Source organism: Pseudomonas sp. ASL4, assembly GCF_056680395.1.
Genome location: NZ_CM155280.1, coordinates 5,586,536 through 5,606,522, shown reverse-complemented (window position 1 = coordinate 5,606,522; position 19,987 = coordinate 5,586,536). Strand labels below are relative to the sequence as shown.

Genomic DNA, 19,987 nt, shown 5'->3' with positions numbered 1-19,987 from the left:
TGACACACCGCTTTCGCGAGCAAGCTCGTTCCCACAAGGGCTCTGTGGTTAGCCAAGCTAAACACTGAAGTTGGCCGGCATTCAGGACGCCTGCCGATATCGCCCCGGGCGTCTATCCCTTCGCCATGCTGGAAAAACATCAACTGATGCGTGAGCTCGACCGCAGCGTGGTGCACAGCGTGATCGACCGCTTGCTGCAAAACGAACACCTGCGCCTGGGCTGCAACATCTCTGCCCAAAGCGCGATCGTCGACAGCTACTGGCAGCAGATCCTCGCGCAATTGCGCGACGCGCCCTCGGTGGCCGCGCGGCTGGTGATCGAAATCACCGAAAGCGCCACACCGCCGAGCATCTCGGCCGCCATCGAGTTCGTCCTGTGCCTGCGCGAACTCGGCTGCCGGGTGGTCATCGACGACTTCGGCGCAGGCCTGGGCACCCTGGAGTTCATCCGTCAGACCCGCCCGGACATCGTCAAGATCGACCAGGGTTACCTGCAACGCGCGCGCCTGGAAACCAACAACGCCCAGACGCTCGGGCACTTGGTGCAACTGTGCAAAACCCTGACGCCGTGCGTGATCATTGAGGGCATCGAGTCCGAAGCCGATCGTGCCCTGGCCACTGCGTGCGGTAGCGAGTGGGGGCAGGGTTATCTGTTTGGCCGGCCACGAATGGATGCGCTGGGTGAGCGGTGCGTCGTGCAATCGATGGAGACTGAATCGGGGTCAATTGGCTATTGAAGCCCGATAGGCTCAATGTTGAGTAAATCCGGAGTCTGTGGTCCGTTTATGATTGTCGGGCGCCATAAATAAATTGCCAGGGGTCTATTGGCATCCTTCAATCAAGTCGATGACATACATAAGCTTGAGTCTGATACGGAAACTCAATAGTTTCACGCCCACGCAGGGATGGATGGGTCTGGATCAACGCCTGCAATTGCTCAACAACTTTCGCTTTCTCTGCGGGAGGCAGCGCAGCAATGAAACTCACTGACATGAACCGGTCAATGATCACCTCTTGGGCGCTGCCGGTCTGTGTATAGGGAAAGCAGGTCACTTCGGGATCAGAAAAGTAGCGGCCGATGAAGGGCCGTCGCCAGTTCCCGTTGTGAAAGCGTGGAGTGTCGCCTTCGTAGGGAGTGATGATGTCGGTGATGGCTGCCACCCAGTCGACCGACTCATCGCGTACGTTCCAGATCAGCCCGAGTCGGCCGTTCGGTTTGAGCACTCGGTGAATCTCGGCCAGCGCCGGTTCGGTCGCGAACCAGTGAAAGGCCTGAGCGCATACCAGCGCCTGAGCCGTTCCAGATTCGAGTGGGATCGATTCGGCCGTTCCCTCCAGGATCAGGACGTCCGGCAGATTTTTGGCAAACTCGGTTCGCATGGCTTCAACCGGTTCGATGGCAACCACATCGATGCCCAAGGATTTGAGCAGGCGAGTGAACTTGCCAGTGCCGGCGCCCAAGTCGATGACTGTCGATTCGGGATCGATACCGAGCGTTTCCCTGAGCCAGGCCTTAAGGTCGGCTGGGTAGTCCGGGCGGCCATGAGCGTAGGTACTGGCTTCTGTCGAGAAACCCAACTGAGCCGTCTTATGAACACCGGTCATGATCAGCAACTCTCTTTGTGAAGGGCGATTATGAAGCGCGCAGTATCAGGTTTCGTTTCCTTGCCTGGTGGAGGCGCGTCGGTCCACTTGCTTCCAATCTATAGCAAAACGCGCCAGGTATTTTCGCAGCCGATCAGCATCGTTGGGTTGTGTCCTGGGCTGACGGGACACACCAACAGACGTCGATGACAGCCTTCAGTTGCAAGCGATCAAACAGATCGATCTCGACGTACTGGTCAAGTGCAAAACGCAGGGCGCTGATCGGTTACGGCCTACTGCCCCAACCGCGCCATCGTGTGCTGCATCGGCTCCAGCGACACACTGATCAACCCGTCCAGCGGCCGATTCAGCTCTTCAACCAGCAGAATCGTCGCGGCCGTCGATACCGCGCACATCAACAGCACCACCAAAATCGTGGCGTTGCGCGGGGCGAACAAGCCGAACGAGCCGAAGATGATCGACAGCCAGGTGATTAGAATCACCAGCATGATCGGCGGGATCGACTGGTTGGCTTTCAGCAGGGTCAACCAGCGTGCGGCGAACACCGCGTCCATCATCTGCAACGCCGAGGCCTTCAGGCTGCGTTGGTTGTCGGTGCTTGGGGAAAGTGCGGCGACTTGCTGTTGCAGGGCTTCGGAGCGCGTGATCGCCTCGGGGCTGTCGAGCATGGCCAATCGGGAGCGATCCCGGGAGGCGAGGGTTTGCAGGATTTGCTCGTAATTGTGTTTGAGTTGCGTGCGGATCGGCTGGGTCTCCGGGCCATAGCGCGCCAGCACCCGGTCGAATTCGACCACCTTGGCCGCGGCGCCCTCCAGCTCCGCATTGGTGGTATCGAACGTGCCTTTGGCCGAAGAAACCAGCAGGCCCAGCACCAGCGCCGACATGGTCGCAATCAGGCCGGTGGCGAGCTTCAGGACGGCGACTGACTCATCGTTCAGGTGATGCGCGGGCAATCGCTGCCGCACGTACGAGCCCAGCAAAGCACTGCCGAACAGGCAGCAGAACGCGATCAGTGCGATCACCAGATGATTCATTCAACCTCCGTTGATGCGGTCTTCGGGGTGCGACGTTTTACTGGTACTTGATCACAATGCCTTTGAGTTTTCGGCCCTGAATGGTCTGGATATCGCGATTCCACAACGGCCCGCTGACGTAAGCGGCCACCGGTTGGATATGGTCATAAACCACCACCACCGCGTTGCCTCCTAGCTTGGCGGACTCTTCCCGCAGTTTTTGTTCGACATCGGTAATCGGTGGCGCCGGGTCGAGGTTCGCATCGACCAGCACTTCACCCAGTCGCACATGCGGGCGGGTCGGTTCGGTGCGCAGCACTTCGACCTGGCTGGCGACGGTAGGCGCTGGATGTTCTACGCCGACGTAGGCGGTGGTCTGCGCGTTGACGGTGGCGCAACCGTTCAGCGTGAGCATCGCGGCGGCGAGTCCTGCGGCAAGTATCGACAGTTTGAATCGGCTGGACCAAGTGAAGGCATTGTCTGGCATGGCTTGCTCCGGCAAGGAAATCCGTTACTGCACGGGATGGCTTGTTGACGGTAGCAGACGGTCACGGAGTTGCCAGAGAGATGGATGCTGGCACTAACCTTGTGGTGAGGGGGCTTGCCCCCGTTGGACTGCGTAGCAGTTCCTTTTTTGGGGCCGCTTCGCAGCCCAACGGGGGCAAGCGCCCTCGCCACAGGTTTCTGGTCGATCAATGGATATCAGCAGACAGCCCAACCTTTCGAGGTTGGGCTTTTTTATGGCTGGAAGAAATGATGTTTCAGCGATGTGCTTACTGATCTTTCTCGCAGTTAACCATCCACGCTACGCCAAACCGGTCCACCAGCATTCCGAAGCGCGCGGCCCAGAACGTTGCTTCCAGCGGCATCTGTACCGTGCCGCCGTCCGCCAGTGCCGTAAACACGCGCTCGGCTTCGGCCACGCTGTCGACATTCAACGAGATCGAGCAAGCGCTCATGTCATCGGTGGGGCGGTCGGGGGTGGTGTCCGAACCCATGATCGCCTGGTCTCCCACCGACAGGCGGGTATGGATGATCAGGTTGTGATAATCCGCCGGAACGTGATCTTTGGCCGGGGTTTCGCCGAAAGTCATCATGGCGTCGATGTGGCCGGGCAGGGCCTGGGCGTAATAAGTGAAGGCAGCTTTACAGTCGCCGTTGAAGATCAGGTAGGGATTGATTTTCATGCTGTGCTCCCGGTAACCGAGGGGGTCTGGAGGCCAGGGCGACCGCCAGTTTCAATTGGATTGACCCCAAGTAGCAAAGCGTTAGATACGAGGTTTTGCCGGGTTTGTTCAGACGTTTTTTCTATAAATCGGGTGCGCCTTATTGCCTAAGGCTGGTCGCTGGACCTGTGGCGAGGGAGCCTGCTCCCGCTGGGTCGCGTAGCGGGCCCACTTTATCCCCAACAAGAGAGGGACCGCTGCGCAGTCCAACGGGAGCAAGCTCCCTCGCCACAGGGGGACGCAGCAAACGCTCGACGGCGCCGCTCACCAGGTTTTCCAGCAGTTCATCGCGCTCCGCGTCACCCAGCGGATGCTGCGCCAGCCAGCCGGGCGCGCTGTTGAGCAGATTGCCAATCGCGTGCCCGACGGCCAACTGGCCCTGTTCACTGAACCGGGATTTGCTCCCCAGCATTTGCAACAGCGTGCGTTCGTATTGTTCGCGTAACTGCCGAACCCGCGTCTGCTGATCGTCATTCAGGCAACCGCTGTCACGCTCCGCCAGACGAAAATGCCAGGGCATTTCCCGATGCAGGTTCAGGTGTGCCTGAATCAGGCTGGGCAGGGTGTCGCGCCTGGGCTTTTTCTCCAGCCGTCCAAGGGTTGCCAGCAGTTCTTCATAGAACTCTTCTATCAGGTCCAACAGCAAGTGCTGTTTGCTCGGGTAATGGTGATACAACGAGCCCGGGGCGAGCCCCAGGCACGTGGCGAGCTCGCGCATGCCGACCTGGCCGAAACCCTTGCTGGCGAACAGCTCCAGCACTTTGTCCCGGTACTCGGCGAAGCGCGAACAACGCTCAGGCATAGGCATGGAAGCCGCGCCCCGTTTTGCGACCCAGGTAGCCGGCGGCGACCATTTCCTTGAGCAGCGGCGCCGGGCGATATTTGCTGTCGTTGAAGCCGTCGTAGAACGCTTCGAGAATCGCCAGCACGGTGTCCAGGCCAATCAGATCCGCCAGGGCCAGCGGGCCAATCGGCTGGTTGCAACCCAGGCGCATGCCAGCGTCGATGTCGTCGGCGCTGGCCAGACCTTCCTGAAACACCAGGATCGCTTCGTTGATCATCGGCACCAGAATCCGGTTCACCACAAAGCCGGGACGGTTGCCGGCGGTGATCGCGGTTTTGCCCAGGGTGGTGGCCATGTCCAGCGCCAACGCGTGGGTTGCGTCGCTGGTTTGCAGGCCTCGAATCACCTCGATCAACCCCATCACCGGCACCGGGTTGAAGAAGTGCAAGCCGATGAAACGCTCGGGTTGGCTGATGCTGGCGGCAAGTTGGGTAATCGAAAGTGACGACGTGTTGGAGGCGATCACGCACTCGGTGCCGACCTGCGCGGCAATCTGTTGCAGGACGCGCAGCTTCAGGTCGAGGTTTTCAGTGGCGGCTTCAATCACCAGTTGCACGCTTTGCAGGTTGCTGTAGTCGGTGCTGGTGCGGATTTTGTCGAGGGCGGCGTGTTTCTGCTCTTCGGTCAATGTCGCTTTGGCGACTTGCCGATCGAGGTTCTTGCCGACGGTCGCGACAGCCTTTTGCAGCGCGCTCTCGCTGATGTCGATCAAGGTCACGTTGAAGCCAGCGGCCGCGCAGACTTGCGCAATACCGTTGCCCATGGTGCCCGCGCCGATCACGCCGATGTGTTGCAGATTCATGCTTGAAATCCTTGCGATCAAACCCATCGATACCTTGGCCGCCATAACGGCCGAAGGCGTACTATGGCCGCGAGTCTAAAACCGGCAGGGCGGTTGTCCTATGCCGCAACTGTTCAACGGCACTGGTGTTTTTTGCCATTCGGGTGATGGGGAGAAAAGCGTTCACATGCGGGAAACGGACTCAGTGGCGGCCTACTTCATGCAGGCGATGATCCATGGGCTGGCGCACAATCCCCAGCGCCTGACGGCTGTGCTTGAACAAGCTCAAATCGACCCGGCATTGCTCGATCAGCCCACGGCCCGGGTGCCGGCCAGCGCTTTTGCCGCGTTGTGGTTGATCCAGATTCGCGAGCTCAACGACGAATTCTTCGGCCTCGACAGCCACGGCATGCCGCCGGGCAGTTTCGCCCTGATCTGCCGGGCGCTGATTCAGGAACCCGACCTGCACAAAGCCATGCGCCAATGCCTGGTCAACTTCGCCCTGTTCCTCCAGGACTTTCGCGGCACGCTGACCGTGCGCGGCAAGCGTGCGGTCATCAGCCTGCAAACCCGTTCGGCCGACAGTGACCTCAGCCGTTTGGGCGAAGAAACCTTCCAGGTGCTGATGATCAGCCTGCTGTGCTGGCTCGGCGGGCGACGCATCCCCATCGACCGCGCGGATTTTCGCCATGCGCGTGTCTCTCTCAGCGACGACCGTTTGCTCTGGGGCCCCAACCTGACCTTCGGCGCCGAACGGACCGAAATCGAATTCGCCAGCCACTACTTACGCCTGCCGGTGGTGCAGGATCTGGCCTCACTCAAAGTGTTCCTGCGCACCGCGCCGCAATGGCTGGTCATCCGCTTTCGCAACCAGCACGGCCTCGCGTCTCAGGTTCACCAACGCCTGCGCAACAGCCATTACAGCCAATGGCCGACCTTGCAGGCCTTCGCCCTCGAACAACACCTGAGCCCCAGCACCTTCCGCCGCAAACTGGAGCGCGAAGGCTGTTCGTATCAGGAGATCAAGGATGAGGTTCGGCGCGGGGTGGCGTTTGAGCAGTTGCGCCAGAGCAAGGCGAGTATTGGTGACATCGCCGAGCAGTTGGGATTTCAGGAACCGAGCGCGTTTCATCGGGCGTTCAAGAAGTGGACGGGGGAGAGTCCGGGGCGGTATCGGGCGCGGTTTGAGGAAAAAGCGAGGAGTGTGGATTGACGCAGAATTCAGGGCGACAGACCACCATCATCCAGCGGTGGTCTATTACCTGATGTGGTTCAGGAGGGGCGGCGAATTTCTACATAGAAGCGGCTAGATTTGTTTCGGAAACGCCGCGTCTGCCTTCAGCTTCGGAAACCTGATGCAGTTGGCTACGTGCCGTCCCGAATCCCATCTTAACTTCCTGCCAGACGAAAATATTCTTTCCGGGTGCGGCGTCGACTTTCAACATCGTGAAGTTTTCAGCGTCTGAGCCAATGGTGTGTCGTCCGGGTGCGACGTCAGTGACGAGGTAGGTATTGGCAGAGGTTGCGCCGACAAGCCTTCCATCGACGTTAATTGTCATTTTTATCCCCCCGCCAAAATTTTCATTGCGATAAATGTAGATTCTCGACATATCCGGGGAGGCACCGAAGCGTTTCATTTCGGCATCTTGCTGCGGATCTCCCATCGGGACGGATGCGCACCCGGCGGTGAAAGCTGCAAGAGCGCTGACGAGCAATAGTTTTTTCAATGAATATCCCTATTTCAGAACGGATTGAACGCTTGGGTCTTCGCCCGTCGGCAATCCTCGTTCGCCGAGGTGTTCTGCGTCAAGCGCTGGTCAGACGCTCATGTCTTGCATACGACCGTGTGTCGAGCTGAAGTACCATGGCGCATCGTCGTCCGTCTTTGCCGAGCCCATCGTCCTATGCCAACCCTCACCCGTTTCGCCGCTCTGCTCGACCAGGCAAAACGTGCCTTGCTGCTGGTCTGGGGCACCTCCCGCGGGTTGTTTCTGGGGTTAGTCCTGGCAACCCTGATTGCCGGCGTCCTCCCAGCCCTTGCTGCATGGCTCGGCCAACGCATCGTCGACGCGGTAGTGACCGCCATGCAATTGCACGCGCAGCAGGGCAGTGCGCCGTTGTGGCCGGTGGTGCGTTATGTGTTGTTTGAGGCGGGTGTGCTGGCGTTGTTGTCCGGGACTCAACGGGCGCTGTCGGTTCAGCAGTCGCTGTTGCGGGTGCAGTTGGGGCAGAAGGTCAACACGATGATTCTGGAGAAGGCCCAGACGTTGTCGTTGGTCCAGTTCGAGAACTCGGAGTTCTACGACAAGTTGGTTCGGGTGCGGCGCGAGGCGTCGACCCGGCCGTTGGCGTTAGTGATGAAGTCGTTGGGGCTGATCCAGAACCTGATCGTGCTGATCAGTTTCGGTGTGCTGTTGGTGCATTTTTCACCGTGGGCGCTGGTGTTGCTGGTGGTCGGGGCGTTGCCGGTGTTTTTTGCCGAGGCGCATTTCTCCGGGGATGCCTTCCGGTTGTTCACCCGGCGGGCGCCGGAGAGCCGGCAGCAGAGTTACATCGAGACGCTGCTGTCCCACGAAAGTTTTATCAAAGAGGTCAAGCTGTTCGGTTTTGCGCCGCTGCTGTTGAAGCGTTATCGCGACACGTTCAAGCGGCTCTACGCCGAAGATCGCCGCCTGACCCTGCGCCGCGATGGCTGGGGTTTTGTCCTTGGTTTGCTGGGCACCGGGGCGTTTTATCTGGCGTATGCGTGGGTGGTGGTCGATACCGTTCACGGCAATATCACCCTCGGGCAGATGACCATGTATCTGGTGCTGTTCAAACAGGGACAAACCGCCGTCAGCAGCAGCCTGAGTGCGATCAGCGGTTTGTACGAGGATGGTCTTTACCTGTCGGCCCTTTACGAATACCTGGCCGAGCCGGTGGTGAGTGATACCGGCCATCTGACCGTGGGCGTGGTGCCCGGTGATGGGTTGCGTTTCGAGAATGTCGGGTTTCGTTACCCGGAAGCCAGTCGCGCTGCGCTGGAAGGCATCGACCTGCACCTGGTGCCGGGTCGCAGCATGGCGCTGGTGGGGGAGAACGGTTCAGGCAAGACCACGCTGATCAAGTTGCTGACCCGGCTCTATCGCCCCGATCAGGGCCGCATCCTGCTGGACGGCAGCGACCTGCAAACCTGGGAAGAAGATGCGCTGAGACGGCGCATCGGGGTGATTTTCCAGGACTATATTCGCTATCAATTCTCCGTCGGCGAGAACATCGGCGTCGGCGATACCTTGGCTTTCGACGATGAAAAGCGCTGGAAGGAAGCCGCTGCCGAAGGCATGGCTGCGCCTTTTATCGAAGGGTTGGATCGCGGTTATGCCACGCAACTGGGGCGCTGGTTCGCCGGGGGGCAGGAGTTATCGGGCGGGCAATGGCAGAAGATCGCCTTGTCCCGCGCCTACATGCGCCGCGATGCTGACATCCTGATTCTGGACGAACCCACCTCAGCCCTTGACCCGGCGGCGGAAGCGGCGGTGTTCGAGCATTTCAGCCGGCACACCCAAGGTCGCATGACCTTGCTGATCTCCCACCGTTTTTCCAGTGTGCGCAATGCCGACCACATCATCGTGCTGGATCAGGGGTCGATCCTGGAACGGGGCGATCACGACAGTCTGGTGGCCGCGGGCGGGCGTTATGCGCAGTTGTTTGACTTGCAGGCGCGGGGTTATCGCTAGGCTTCAAGTGTCCCGGGAACTCCGGTTCACGGCTGCGACCTGAGCAGGTTTGGTGTTCATCAGATTTTCGATGGCCTGGCGATACTGGCTGCCGCCCAGGCTCATGCTGTTGTTGTGCGTGCCGCCGGGCACCAACAGCAGGCGCTTGGGTTCGTTGGCGGCATTGAACAACTGCTCGCTGAAGCGCGGGGGCATAAACGCATCGGCCAGGCCATGGACCACCAGCAGCGGCATGCCGATGTCAGTAATCTTGTCGATGGAATCGAATTTCTGCGACAGCAACCAACGCACCGGCAGCGATTTTACTGGCAGGTTCTCGTCGGCCACTTGCGCGACCGCATCCCCCAGCGAGGTGAAGGTGGACTCAATCACCAACCCGCGCACCGGCACTGCAACGTGGTTCTTTTTCGCCTGGGCGGCCAGGTCGGCCGCGAGGTCGATGGCCACCGCGCCGCCCAACGAGTGACCGTAGATCAGGCGTTTATTGGCGTCCGGTTGCATCGTCTTGAAGCGTTCCCAGGCGACGTGAGCGTCTTCGTAAACGCTGGCTTCCGACGGCAGATTACCCTTGCTCTGGCCGAACCCGCGGTAGTCGATGGCCAGCACCGAAAAGCCCATGGCCCGTAGTTGCTCGATGCGAAACGCCTGGCCGGTGAGATTCCAGCGCACGCCGTGCAAATAGAGGATCGACGGCGCATCGCGGCGCGCGGCCGGCCACCACCAGGCATGCAGGCTTTGATTGCCCTTGAAGCTGGAAGGCTTGATGTCGAACTCTTGAACATCCTGCGGCAAGCCGTGATACCAGCTGGCGGTGCCTGGCTCGATCCGAAACAGCAATTCGCGTTCTTTGTACTTGAGCACCCCGCAACTCACCGGCAGACCGACGATCAGCAGTGCCATGCACAGCAACGGCAACCAGCGCCGACCCAAGCGGCTCATGAAGGTAGAAAACATGCAGCGGTCCAGTCGATCAAGGGAAAGCACGGGTTTTAACAGATGCGCGCCGGGGACGGGGGATTAATTCGACAGCCGTATGTTGCACAGTGTTATGCGTTACCTCCATCCCCTGTGGGAGCGAGCAGGCTCACTCCCACAGTGGATCTGTGTCGTTCAACCGATCAATGTCCACCGCAGTCCCTTGTAGGAGCGAGGCTTGCCCGCGAAGGCGTCAGCGCAGTCAGTATTGATGTCGTCTGACACTCCGCCTTCGCGGGCAAGCCTCGCTCCTACGGGATTTGCGCAAAGCCGCTCGTCTTTGCCTGCCCACCTGCCCAATAAAAAAGATTGAATAATCACATTAAATGTTATTTAAATAACAAAACAAGAACGCCAGCCATCAGCCTGGCAGCCGCAACAAGGTGGAATAGCAATGAGCAAGATCGCAGTCATCGGCAGCAATATGGTGGATCTGATCACCTACATCGACCGCATGCCGGCTCAGGGCGAGACGCTTGAAGCGCCGGGGTTTGCCCTGGGTTGCGGCGGTAAAGGCGCCAATCAAGCGGTGGCCGCAGCCAAGCTTGGGGCAGATGTGTTGATGCTGACCAAGGTCGGCGATGACATGTTCGCCGACAACACCTTGGCCAACTTCCAGCGCTTCGGCATCGACACCCGCTACGTGCAGCGTGTGCCGGGCGTGTCCAGCGGCGTGGCGCCGATCTTCGTCCAGGCCGACTCGCACAACAGCATTCTCATCGTTAAAGGTGCCAACGCTCATCTCGTCCCGGCCGATATCGACGCCGCTGCGCAGGCCCTGCGTGAGTGCGCGCTGATCGTGCTGCAACTCGAAATCAATGTCGAAACCGTTTACTACGCCATTGCGTTCGGTCGAGAACACAACATTCCCGTGCTGCTCAACCCAGCGCCAGCCCTGGCGGGGCTAAGCCGCGAACACCTGGCGCAGCTGGATTTTCTGGTGCCCAACGAATCGGAACTGGCGCTGATCAGCGGCCAGACTGTCGACTCCCCTGAGTCAGCGCTAAAAGCCGCAAAAACCCTGGTCGCCAGCGGCATTCGCCATGTGATCGTGACCCTCGGCCAGCAAGGCGCGCTGTACGTCGGCGAAGAGGGTGAGTTCCAGATTCCCGGCCTGCGGGTCGCCGCCCGCGACACCACCGGCGCCGGGGATGCGTTCATCGGTTGCTTCATCCAGCACTGGAGTCGCGACCGCGATATCCGCGCCGCCATGACCCAGGCGGTCGCCTATTCCGCCTGTTCGGTCACCGGCCTGGGCACCCAAACCTCCTACCCGGACGCTACTGCATTCGCTGAATTCCAGCGCAACCTCGACGCCTGACGTCGAGCTGATTCACCCCTTAAAACTCACCGGAGAACAACAATGACAAAGCCTCCGCTCCAACAGACGCCCGATGGTTTTTACCTGAACCGCACGCCCTGGTTCGCCTTCATCTTGCTGTGCAGTATCTTCGCGCTGTGGGCGGCGGCCGCGAGCATGAACGACGTGCTCATCGCACATTTCAAGAAAGCCTTTCTGCTCAGCGATTTCCAGACTGCATTCGTGCAGTCGGCGTTTTACCTCGGCTACTTTTTCGTAGCAATTCCGGCGGCATTGGTGGTTCGGCGATTCAGCTACAAGACCACCATCCTCATCGGTCTGATGTTGTACATGCTCGGTTGCTTGCTGTTCTTCCCGGCAGCATCGACGGCCAAGTACGGTATGTTCCTGCTGGCGCTGTTCGTGATCGCGGCAGGCCTGTCGTTTCTCGAAACCGCCTGCAACACCTATTCGACCCTGATGGGCCCACGGGAAACCGGCACCCGTCGCCTGAACATCTCCCAGACCTTCCACCCGTTCGGCGCGATGGCCGGGGTGTACGTCGGCAGTTTCGTGATGTTCAAGGACACCGACGCCACCCGCGAGCAGCTCACGCAAATGAGCGCCTCGGACGCGGCGATCCAGCAACTGCAAATGATCCAGTCCACCTTGCTGCCGTACAAATGGATGATCGCGGTGCTGGTGCTGATGTTCATCCTGATCGCCATCACCCGGTTTCCGAAGTGCAAGGGCAATCAACCGAGCAACAAGAAAACCGCCAGCCTCGGCCAAAGCCTGTCGCGGTTGTGGGGCAACAAGCGTTTCACCTTCGGCGTACTGGCGCAGTTTCTCTATGTCGGGGCGCAGGTTGGTGTGTGGAGTTTCACCATTCGCCTGGCCATGCAGTTGGGCGGGATGAACGAGCGCAGCGCATCGTGGTTCCTGCTGACGACCTTCGCCGCCTACTTCGTCGGCAAAATGATCGCCAACGTATTGATGCGCAAACTGCACCCGGCCAAGGTGCTGGCGGTGTATGGCGTGCTGTGCATCGTGTTGCTGGCCTACACCATCCTGGTGCCGAACATCACGGCGGTGTATGCGGCGGTCGGTGTGAGTGTGTTTCTCGGCCCGTGCTGGCCGACCATTTATGGCCTGACCATCGACGGCCTCGGTGAAGACACCGGCGTTGGCGGTTCACTGTTGGTGATGAGCATTGTCGGTGGCGGGGTGATCCCGATCTTCCAGGGCCTGCTCTCCGACTACAGCGGCGGCAACATGCAACTGGCCTACAGCGTGCCGTTGCTGTGCTTCATCGTGATCGTCGCCTACGCAGTGCGCTGCTTGCGTCATTCCGCCAGTGAGCGGGCGCCGGTGGGTGTGGCGGTGACCTCATGAGCACGCGGATCAATCTCTATCCGGCACTGTTTGGCGACGCGCCGAAAACACTGCTGGAATCTGCGCACTTCAAGGTCAGCGCCAGCACTTATCCCAGCGGTGTGCTGGCGCTGGAAATGACCAACAGCCGTGGAAAACTGGTGGTGCTGCCGTATCAGGGCCAGATGATCTGGGACGCCGTGTTCGACGGCTGCGACCTGACCATGAGCAACCTGTTCAGCCAGCCAAAACCGAGCCCGACGGTGATCGGCACCTATGGCTGTTTCATGTTCCACAGCGGCTTGCTGCGCAACGGTTGCCCCACGCCCGACGACGACCATCCGTTGCACGGCGAGATGCCTTGCGCGGCGATGGATCGCGCCTGGCTTACGGTCGGCGAAGACAGTGCCGGACCCTTCCTGCGCTTGGGCGGTGAGTATGAATACGCCCAGGGTTTTGGCGACCGCTATCTGGCCAGCCCGAGCGTGACCTTGCGTGCCGACTCGGGGCTGTTCGATATCGCCATGAACGTGACCAACCTGGCCGGCAAACCCATGGACCTGATGTACATGGCCCATATGAATTACGCCTACGTCGAGGGCGCCCGGTTCATCGAGCCGTTGGGGTTTGAAAAGGTGCGTTTGCGCAGCAGCGTGCCGGCTCACGTGAAACCGACGCCGGCCTGGAGCCATTACATGGAGCAGTTGGCGCTGGAGCCGGAACAGTTTCAATCCCTGGACCGCCCAGACCTCTACGACCCGGAGATCGTGTTTTTCTTCGACGGCGTGCGCGCCGATTCAAATGGCGATGCGCATTTTCTGCTGAGTCATCCGGACGGCGCGGCGTTCTACACGTGCTATCGCCCCGACCAATTCGACCATGCCGCGCGCTGGATCCTGCACAACGCCGATCAGCAAGTGGCGGCGTTCGTCTTGCCCGCCACCTGTGAGCCGGAAGGCTATCGCGCCGAGTCCGCCAAAGGCCATGTGCGGGCATTGGCGGCGGGGGAGACGGCGGCGTTCAAGGTCACCACCGGATATCTCAAGAAGGCCGAACAACAGGCCTTGATCAGATGATCAGTTGCGCGCCGCTGGCGGCAATCGCGTCGCGGTAGGCCTTGGGGATTTTTTTGTCGCTGACCACGTACTGGAAATCCTCAAGGGCGGCGAAATGCGCAGTGCGCACCGTGTCGAACTTGCTGTGGTCGGCCAGCAGCAAGCGCTGTTGCGCCTGGCGCAGGACCTTCTGCTTGACCTCCACTTCATTGAAGTTGAAGCAGGTCACGCCGAGGTCCTGGCTGATGCCGGCGGCCGAGACAAAGGCCCAGGTCAGGCGCACATTGTCGAGGATGCCGGTTTCGCTGGTGTTCTCGAACACCTGGTTTTTGCGGTGGAACGTGCCGCCGCAGACCACAATGTGACAGTTGGGTTTTTGCGAGAGTTTGAGCAGCACGTTCAGGGAGTTGCACACGGCGGTGAATTCGAGCTCGTCGGGGATGAAATCCACCACAAACGGCGTGGTGGTGCCGCAGTCGAAGAACACTGTGTCGCCGGGCTGGATAAACCGTGCGGCGAGTTTGCCGATACGGCGTTTTTCCTCGACGTGCCGGGTGTCCTGTTCGGCCACGCGGTAATCGCCGGGTTCATTGCCGTCGTGGATTTTGGTGATGTAGCCGCCGAGCAGGCGCAGGTGGTCGGTGTACTTGCTCAGATCGCGGCGCAGGGTCATCTCCGATACGTCCAGCAACGCCGCCATTTCGCGCAGGTGAATGGCGCTCTGGTCTTGCAGGGCTTGTTGAATCAGCTTGAGACGCTCGGCTTTTTTACTGTCCACAGGCATTCCGGGGTTGATTGTTGATGTTATTTAAGTAACATTAATTGTTAGTTTTGTAACGTTTTTGCGCAAATGATCCTCGATTGTGGCGCAGGGGCATTTGAATATACAAACAGGAGTTTTTGCGATGGCCCATCTCCCACCCCAGGCACTGGCGCAGTACATCGATCACACCTTGTTGGCGCCGGACGCTTCCCGCAAGCAAATCGCCACCCTGTGCCGCGAGGCGGCGGAACATGGCTTCTATTCGGTGTGCGTAAACTCCGGGCAAGTGCCCCATGCTGCGCAGTGTCTGGCGGGGCACAGCGTCAAGGTTTGCGCGGTGGTCGGCTTCCCGCTGGGCGCCGGGCTGAGCGACACCAAGGCCTTCGAAGCCGAGCGGGCGATTGCGGCCGGCGCTGGCGAGATCGACATGGTGTTGAACATCGGTGGATTGAAGGACGGTTTGTACGCCGAAGTTCAGGCCGACATCGCCCTGGTCAAACAAGCCTGCGGCAGTGTGCCGCTGAAAGTCATCCTGGAAACCTGCCTGCTCACCGACGCCGAAAAAGTGAAGGCCTGCGAAATCTGCCGCGATCTGAACGTTGCGTTCGTCAAGACCTCCACCGGTTTCAGCCACAGCGGCGCCACCGTCGAGGACGTCGCCCTGATGCGCCGCACGGTGGGTGCAAACATTGGCGTGAAGGCCTCGGGCGGCGTGCGCGATTACCCGACCGCGCTGGCGATGATCGAGGCTGGCGCGACACGCCTTGGCAGCAGCTCAGGCATCGCAATCATCGGTGGCGCCGAGGCGGCGGGTGAAGGCTACTGATCAGTCCATCTGCAACACAATCTTGCCGATATGATCGCCGGCTTCCATCCGCGCGTGAGCCTGTGCGGCGTCGGTGAACGGGTAGACCTTGTCGATCATCGGCAAGCAACGCCCGGCCGACAGTACCGGCCAGACGTATTCGTACAGCCCTTGGGCGATGGCGGCTTTTTCTTCCTTGGTGCGCGAGCGCAGCAGTGAGCCGGTGATGATTGCGCGTTTGGCCATGATCGCGAGCAAGTCGACGTCGTTGGCGTGGGCGCCGCCGAGGAAGCCGAGCATCACCAGCCGACCTTCCATGGCCAGTGCTGCGACGTTGTTGTTGAAGTACGAGCCGCCCATGATGTCGAGGATTACGTCGACGCCTTTGCCGGCGGTTTTTTCGGCAATGACCTGGGCGAAATCCTGATCGCGATAGTTGATCGGCCTGGCGCCGAGTTTGCGAATCGCTTCGCATTTTTCCTCGCTGCCGGCGGTGGCGAAGGCCTCTACGCCGAACTCGCGGCAGAGCATCAACGCGGTGGTGCCGATGCCGCTGGTGCCGCCATGAATCAATGCGTGTTGACCTTTGCTGGCGCCGCCCATTTCAAACAGATTGGCCCACACCGTAAAAAAGGATTCCGGAATCGCTGCTGCGTGAATCCAGTCCATGTCATCGGGAATCGGCAAGGTCTGGCTGGCCGGGGCAACGCAATATTGCGCATAACCGCCGCCATTGGTCAGCGCACAGACCTTGTCGCCCAGCACAAACTCACTGACCCCTTTGCCGACCGCCACCACTTCACCGGCCACTTCCAGCCCGGGAATCGGGCTCATGCCAGGTTTCATCGGGTACTTGCCGGCACGCTGGATCACATCGGGGCGATTGACTCCGGCGGCATAGACGCGGATCAGCACTTCACCGGCGGCAACCACCGGCATCGGCACATCCTTCGGTTGCAGGACTTCGGGGCCGCCGGGCTGGGTGATTTCGATCAGGGTCATGGTTTGGGGCAGGTTCATTTTTTGGGTTCCTGTGCAGAAGATCGTTAATAAGTGGGACCGTGTGGTGTTGCTGAAGATCAAAAGATCGCAGCCTCGTTTTACTCGACAGCTCCTACAGGGTGTACGCGATCCAATGTAGGAGCTGGCGCAGCCTGCGATCTTTTGATCTTGGCTATCAGCCGCATCGCCAATTCCAAAACCAATGCAACCACAATGGCCCCACACGCAATCACAAACAACAACGTGTGATGCCCGCCACTGGCATTGAATATCCCTGAATAGGCAAACCCGGTCAGCGCTTGAAACGCGGCGAACGAAGGCTATCTCTGGCGTGCAGCCTATCGGGGATTGCTGCTGCGGTAATGCAGCGATTTCGCGCTACAGTGATGCGTATATGCATCAGTAGGTGAGCCGCATGAATTGGGATGACGCACGGGTGTTTCTGGCGGTTTGCCGAGAGTCGACGCTGCGCGGCGCGGCACGGGTGTTGGGCGTCGATCAGGCCACGGTCGGGCGGCGGGTCACGGCGCTGGAGAAGTCCTTGAGCGCGACGTTGTTCCTGCGCACCTCTGAAGGTTATGCGCTGACGGCGGTGGGTGAAGCGGCGTTGCAGGCCGTGGAGAAAATGGAGGTGTCGGCGTTGGAGCTGGAACGGCAAATCCTCGGCCTCGATGATCGGCTGAGCGGCACGGTGCGGGTCAGCACAACGGACTCGCTGGCCATCGATTTCCTGATCCCGGCGATTGCCCGGTTGCACGACAAACACCCGGATGTGCGGGTGCAACTGGACGCGTCCACGCAAATGATCAGCCTGGCCAAGCGCGAAGCCGACATCGCAGTACGCAACGCGCGGCCGGACAACCCGGACCTGATCGCCCGGCGCATTGCGCGTTGGCCGGTGGGGCTGTTCGCTTCTCAACGCTACGTGGACACCCACGGTGTGCCGGAGCCGGGGTCGGCGTTCGAAGGGCATGACTTGGTGGTGTATCAGCCGTATCTGGCGAGCAACAAGGAGATGACCCTGGTTTCGGAGCCGTTGAGTCGTGGGCGGATTGTTTCGAGTCTTGGCTCAAGCCTGCTGGTGCGGCGATCCATCGCGGCGGGGATCGGGCTCGGCGAGCTTGCGGTGTACATGGGGGAAAGGGATGGGCTGGTCAGGTTGTGGCCAGAACGCACGCGACCGATGCCCTATGACGTGTGGCTGGTGACCCATGCGGATCTGCGGCATACGGCGCGGGTGAGGGCGGTGATTGATGAGATTGTGGCGGGGTTTTCCGGTACGAATGAGTGAAGTCCCGCCAAGTAACGGTCGAGCACATGACCTGTGGCGAGGGAGCTTGCTCCCGCTGGGTCGCGAAGCGGCCCCAAAACCTGCAACCGAGGTGTATCAGGTACACCGAGTGCGATGGATTTGCGACTGCTTCGCAGCCGAACGGGAGCAAGCTCCCTCGCCACAGGAAATGTGCCGGGCTGATAAATATCTGGGGGCACAAAGGCCCCCAGATCATTCACGGTCATGGCATTTCCGGCAATTCCTGCGGCCGCAAATCAAACACCAACACTTCGGCATCCACGCCATTGCTCAAGGTCAGCACCTGTTCTTCGCGAACCCGCACGCCGTCGCCTTCCTGCAACTGCACGCCGTTGAGTTCAACACTCCCACGAGCGACATGCACATAGGCGTAGCGGTTGGCCGCCAGTTCCAGGGTTGCGCTTTCCTTGCCGTCGAACAGCCCGGCATACACTCGCGCATCTTGGCGCACCGACAGCGAACCCTTGGCCCCGTCCGGGGAGATGATCAGTTGCAGGCGCCCACGTTTTTTCTGGGTACTGAAGTGCTCTTGCTGATAGCGCGGTTTGGCGCCGCTGACCTCAGGAACGATCCAGATTTGCAGAAAATGCACGCCACGGGTGGCCGAGTGGTTGTACTCGCTGTGGGCCACGCCGCTGCCGGCGCTCATCAACTGCACGTCGCCGGGGCGGATCACCGAACCGGTGCCCAAGGTGTCCTTGTGTTCCAGGGCGCCTTCGAGCACATAGGAGAAAATCTCCATGTCCCGGTGCGGGTGCTGGCCAAAGCCTTTGCCGGCTGCCACGCGGTCATCGTTGATCACTAACAGATCGGAAAAACCCTGCTCTTTCGGGTTGCGATAGTTAGCGAAGGAAAAGGTATGGAACGACTTCAACCAACCGTGATTGGCCGCGCCGCGATCCGAGGCTTTGCGAAGGGTCAGCATGATGAAATCTCCTGTCAGGACGTGAATTCGTCCGAGTGAGGAGAAGGTTAATGGTTACTGCTCGATGCAATAAGTAGATGAAAACTGAAATACTGTCCCGTTCAGGTTGACAGTTTTGTGCGCGGGGTCACGTACGCATATTTGATACAAAGGCCATAATGCACAGCGAACAAAACCTGTGGGAGCGGGCTTGCTCGCGAAGGCGGCATCACATTCAACGTTGTGGGTGCCTGATACACCGCTTTCGCGAGCAAGCCCGCTCCCACAGTGGATCGGTGTTTAACCGACGGGCAGTTCTCTTTTTATAACCTCAGTGATGTCCACTCCATGAAAACCGTGGCAATGGTGCTGTTCCCCAACTTTCTCCTGCTCGACATGGCCGGGCCCATGGAGGTGTTTTCCATCGCCAACCGTTATCTGGAACCGGCCGACCACTATGTGTTGTCGATGATCGGCACCGAGCACGGTCCGTTGCGTGCTTCCAATGGCGTCAGCGTCCAGGCTGACTTGCATATCGATCAGGCCTGCGACGGTTACGACTTGCTGCTGGTGCCGGGCGGTCCCGGTGCCTACAACGAAAAAAGCGAGCCTCTGCTGGCCTGGCTGCGCGGGGCCGTTGCCCGGGCCGAGCGTTATGGCTCGATCTGCACCGGCGCGTTTGTGCTCGGGTATGCCGGGTTGCTGGACGGTTTTCGCGTCACCACTCACTGGCACTACACCGAGCGGCTGATCAAAGGTTTCCCCAAAGCCACGGTTCAAACTGACCAGATCTACGTTGAGGACCGCAATCTCATCACCTCCGGCGGGGTCACTGCTGGTATCGACCTGGCTTTGGCAGTGGTCGCCCAGGACCACGGCAAAAAAGTCGCCCAGGATGTGGCCAAAGTGCTGCTGGTGGTGATGAAACGCCAGGGCGGGCAGGCGCAGTTCAGTCCGCTGATGGCTGCTGTCGCCCCGCACGAAACCCCCATTACCCGAGTACAGAACTACGTACTCGAACACCTCGACGAAGCCTTCAGCATCGAACGCATGGCGAGCCTGGCGAACATGAGTTCGCGGCACTTCGCCCGGCTGTTTGCCCGGGAAGTGAACATGACGCCCATGGAGTTCCTGCAAAGTGCGCGCATTGACCGTGCGCGAAATCTGCTGGAAACCAGCGACGCACCGCTCAAGACCGTGGCCTACAAAAGCGGCTTCGGCAGCGTGCGGCACATGCGTTTTTTGTTTAGTGAAAAGCTCGGTTTGACCCCCGCGCAGTACCGCGAACAGTTCAGCTAGAGCGGTTGTGTCC

At 59.9% G+C, this 19,987-nt stretch carries 19 protein-coding genes and 3 pseudogenes; 9 read left to right on the top strand and 13 right to left on the bottom strand.

What is annotated here, in order from left to right:
* Positions 1-107 precede the first annotated feature (107 nt).
* Positions 108-737: pseudogene (locus AC1MEW_RS25395) on the top strand (EAL domain-containing protein); the annotation flags it as partial.
* Between the two features lie 97 nt (positions 738-834).
* Here the strand turns inward: AC1MEW_RS25395 and AC1MEW_RS25390 are convergent.
* From AC1MEW_RS25390 to AC1MEW_RS25360, 7 genes and pseudogenes are all read right to left on the bottom strand, one after another.
* Positions 835-1,605: a class I SAM-dependent methyltransferase gene (locus AC1MEW_RS25390; protein WP_480427339.1), complete on the bottom strand. Its 771-nt coding sequence runs from the start codon at positions 1,603-1,605 to the stop codon at positions 835-837.
* A 45-nt stretch (positions 1,606-1,650) separates the two neighbouring features.
* A pseudogene (locus tag AC1MEW_RS25385) lies at positions 1,651-1,846 on the bottom strand (sigma 54-dependent transcriptional regulator); the annotation flags it as partial.
* A 31-nt stretch (positions 1,847-1,877) separates the two neighbouring features.
* On the bottom strand, positions 1,878-2,639 hold the full coding sequence (locus AC1MEW_RS25380; RefSeq protein ID WP_480423985.1) for a bestrophin-like domain: 762 nt from the start codon (positions 2,637-2,639) through the stop codon (positions 1,878-1,880).
* A 37-nt stretch (positions 2,640-2,676) separates the two neighbouring features.
* On the bottom strand, positions 2,677-3,105 hold the full coding sequence (locus AC1MEW_RS25375; protein WP_480423983.1) for a hypothetical protein: 429 nt from the start codon (positions 3,103-3,105) through the stop codon (positions 2,677-2,679).
* Positions 3,106-3,391: 286 nt separating this feature from the next.
* Complete coding sequence (locus AC1MEW_RS25370) at positions 3,392-3,805, bottom strand: VOC family protein (RefSeq protein WP_201255227.1); 414 nt, start codon at positions 3,803-3,805, stop codon at positions 3,392-3,394.
* A gap of 139 nt (positions 3,806-3,944) precedes the next feature.
* The gene (locus AC1MEW_RS25365) at positions 3,945-4,652 is read right to left on the bottom strand and encodes a TetR/AcrR family transcriptional regulator (protein ID WP_480423981.1); all 708 of its coding nucleotides are present in this window, start codon (positions 4,650-4,652) and stop codon (positions 3,945-3,947) included.
* Positions 4,639-5,490 (bottom strand): 3-hydroxybutyryl-CoA dehydrogenase, encoded by an 852-nt coding sequence (locus AC1MEW_RS25360; protein WP_480423979.1) that lies wholly within the window; start codon positions 5,488-5,490, stop codon positions 4,639-4,641. The genes AC1MEW_RS25365 and AC1MEW_RS25360 overlap by 14 nt, the downstream gene beginning before the upstream one ends.
* A 166-nt stretch (positions 5,491-5,656) precedes the next feature.
* On the opposite strand from AC1MEW_RS25360, the gene AC1MEW_RS25355 reads away from it, so the two are divergent.
* Complete coding sequence (locus AC1MEW_RS25355; protein ID WP_480423977.1) at positions 5,657-6,682, top strand: AraC family transcriptional regulator; 1,026 nt, start codon at positions 5,657-5,659, stop codon at positions 6,680-6,682.
* A gap of 79 nt (positions 6,683-6,761) precedes the next feature.
* Here the strand turns inward: AC1MEW_RS25355 and AC1MEW_RS25350 are convergent, their stop codons facing one another.
* Positions 6,762-7,196, bottom strand: coding sequence for a DUF2846 domain-containing protein (locus tag AC1MEW_RS25350; protein ID WP_322268032.1), 435 nt, complete (start codon positions 7,194-7,196; stop codon positions 6,762-6,764).
* A 177-nt stretch (positions 7,197-7,373) separates the two neighbouring features.
* On the opposite strand from AC1MEW_RS25350, the gene AC1MEW_RS25345 reads away from it, so the two are divergent.
* Positions 7,374-9,185 (top strand): ABC transporter ATP-binding protein, encoded by a 1,812-nt coding sequence (locus AC1MEW_RS25345; protein ID WP_201255233.1) that lies wholly within the window; start codon positions 7,374-7,376, stop codon positions 9,183-9,185.
* A gap of 3 nt (positions 9,186-9,188) precedes the next feature.
* Here AC1MEW_RS25345 and AC1MEW_RS25340 read toward each other — a convergent pair whose 3' ends face one another.
* The gene (locus AC1MEW_RS25340; protein ID WP_201255234.1) at positions 9,189-10,139 is read right to left on the bottom strand and encodes an alpha/beta hydrolase; all 951 of its coding nucleotides are present in this window, start codon (positions 10,137-10,139) and stop codon (positions 9,189-9,191) included.
* Positions 10,140-10,554: 415 nt separating this feature from the next.
* On the opposite strand from AC1MEW_RS25340, the gene rbsK reads away from it, so the two are divergent.
* Genes rbsK through AC1MEW_RS25325 form a run of 3 tightly spaced genes read left to right on the top strand, consistent with a single transcriptional unit; the run spans position 10,555 to position 13,910 of the window.
* On the top strand, positions 10,555-11,481 hold the full coding sequence (rbsK, locus tag AC1MEW_RS25335; protein WP_480423974.1) for a ribokinase: 927 nt from the start codon (positions 10,555-10,557) through the stop codon (positions 11,479-11,481).
* Between the two features lie 42 nt (positions 11,482-11,523).
* Positions 11,524-12,855, top strand: a complete 1,332-nt coding sequence (gene fucP, locus AC1MEW_RS25330; protein ID WP_201255236.1) for an L-fucose:H+ symporter permease — start codon at positions 11,524-11,526, stop codon at positions 12,853-12,855.
* Positions 12,852-13,910: an aldose 1-epimerase family protein gene (locus AC1MEW_RS25325; protein ID WP_201255237.1), complete on the top strand. Its 1,059-nt coding sequence runs from the start codon at positions 12,852-12,854 to the stop codon at positions 13,908-13,910. Before fucP ends, AC1MEW_RS25325 begins: the two co-directional genes overlap by 4 nt.
* Here AC1MEW_RS25325 and deoR read toward each other — a convergent pair.
* A complete protein-coding gene (gene deoR, locus AC1MEW_RS25320) occupies positions 13,903-14,673 on the bottom strand; it encodes a DNA-binding transcriptional repressor DeoR (RefSeq protein WP_201255238.1) in 771 nt (256 codons plus the stop codon). The genes AC1MEW_RS25325 and deoR overlap by 8 nt on opposite strands.
* 121 nt (positions 14,674-14,794) lie before the next feature.
* On the opposite strand from deoR, the gene deoC reads away from it, so the two are divergent.
* Complete coding sequence (gene deoC / locus AC1MEW_RS25315) at positions 14,795-15,478, top strand: deoxyribose-phosphate aldolase (RefSeq protein WP_201255239.1); 684 nt, start codon at positions 14,795-14,797, stop codon at positions 15,476-15,478.
* Here the strand turns inward: deoC and AC1MEW_RS25310 are convergent, their stop codons facing one another.
* Together AC1MEW_RS25310 and AC1MEW_RS25305 are read right to left on the bottom strand one after the other, a co-directional pair.
* The gene (locus tag AC1MEW_RS25310; protein ID WP_323570283.1) at positions 15,479-16,477 is read right to left on the bottom strand and encodes an NAD(P)H-quinone oxidoreductase; all 999 of its coding nucleotides are present in this window, start codon (positions 16,475-16,477) and stop codon (positions 15,479-15,481) included.
* Between the two features lie 80 nt (positions 16,478-16,557).
* A pseudogene (locus tag AC1MEW_RS25305) lies at positions 16,558-16,776 on the bottom strand (hypothetical protein); the annotation flags it as partial.
* Positions 16,777-16,874: 98 nt separating this feature from the next.
* Here AC1MEW_RS25305 and AC1MEW_RS25300 point away from each other — a divergent pair.
* On the top strand, positions 16,875-17,750 hold the full coding sequence (locus tag AC1MEW_RS25300) for a LysR family transcriptional regulator (RefSeq protein WP_480423970.1): 876 nt from the start codon (positions 16,875-16,877) through the stop codon (positions 17,748-17,750).
* Between the two features lie 223 nt (positions 17,751-17,973).
* On the opposite strand, the gene AC1MEW_RS25295 is transcribed toward AC1MEW_RS25300, so the two are convergent.
* Positions 17,974-18,696 (bottom strand): pirin family protein, encoded by a 723-nt coding sequence (locus AC1MEW_RS25295; RefSeq protein ID WP_201202395.1) that lies wholly within the window; start codon positions 18,694-18,696, stop codon positions 17,974-17,976.
* Positions 18,697-19,023: 327 nt separating this feature from the next.
* Between AC1MEW_RS25295 and AC1MEW_RS25290 the strand changes: the two genes are divergently transcribed.
* Complete coding sequence (locus AC1MEW_RS25290; RefSeq protein WP_480423968.1) at positions 19,024-19,974, top strand: GlxA family transcriptional regulator; 951 nt, start codon at positions 19,024-19,026, stop codon at positions 19,972-19,974.
* Positions 19,975-19,987: the final 13 nt, after the last annotated feature.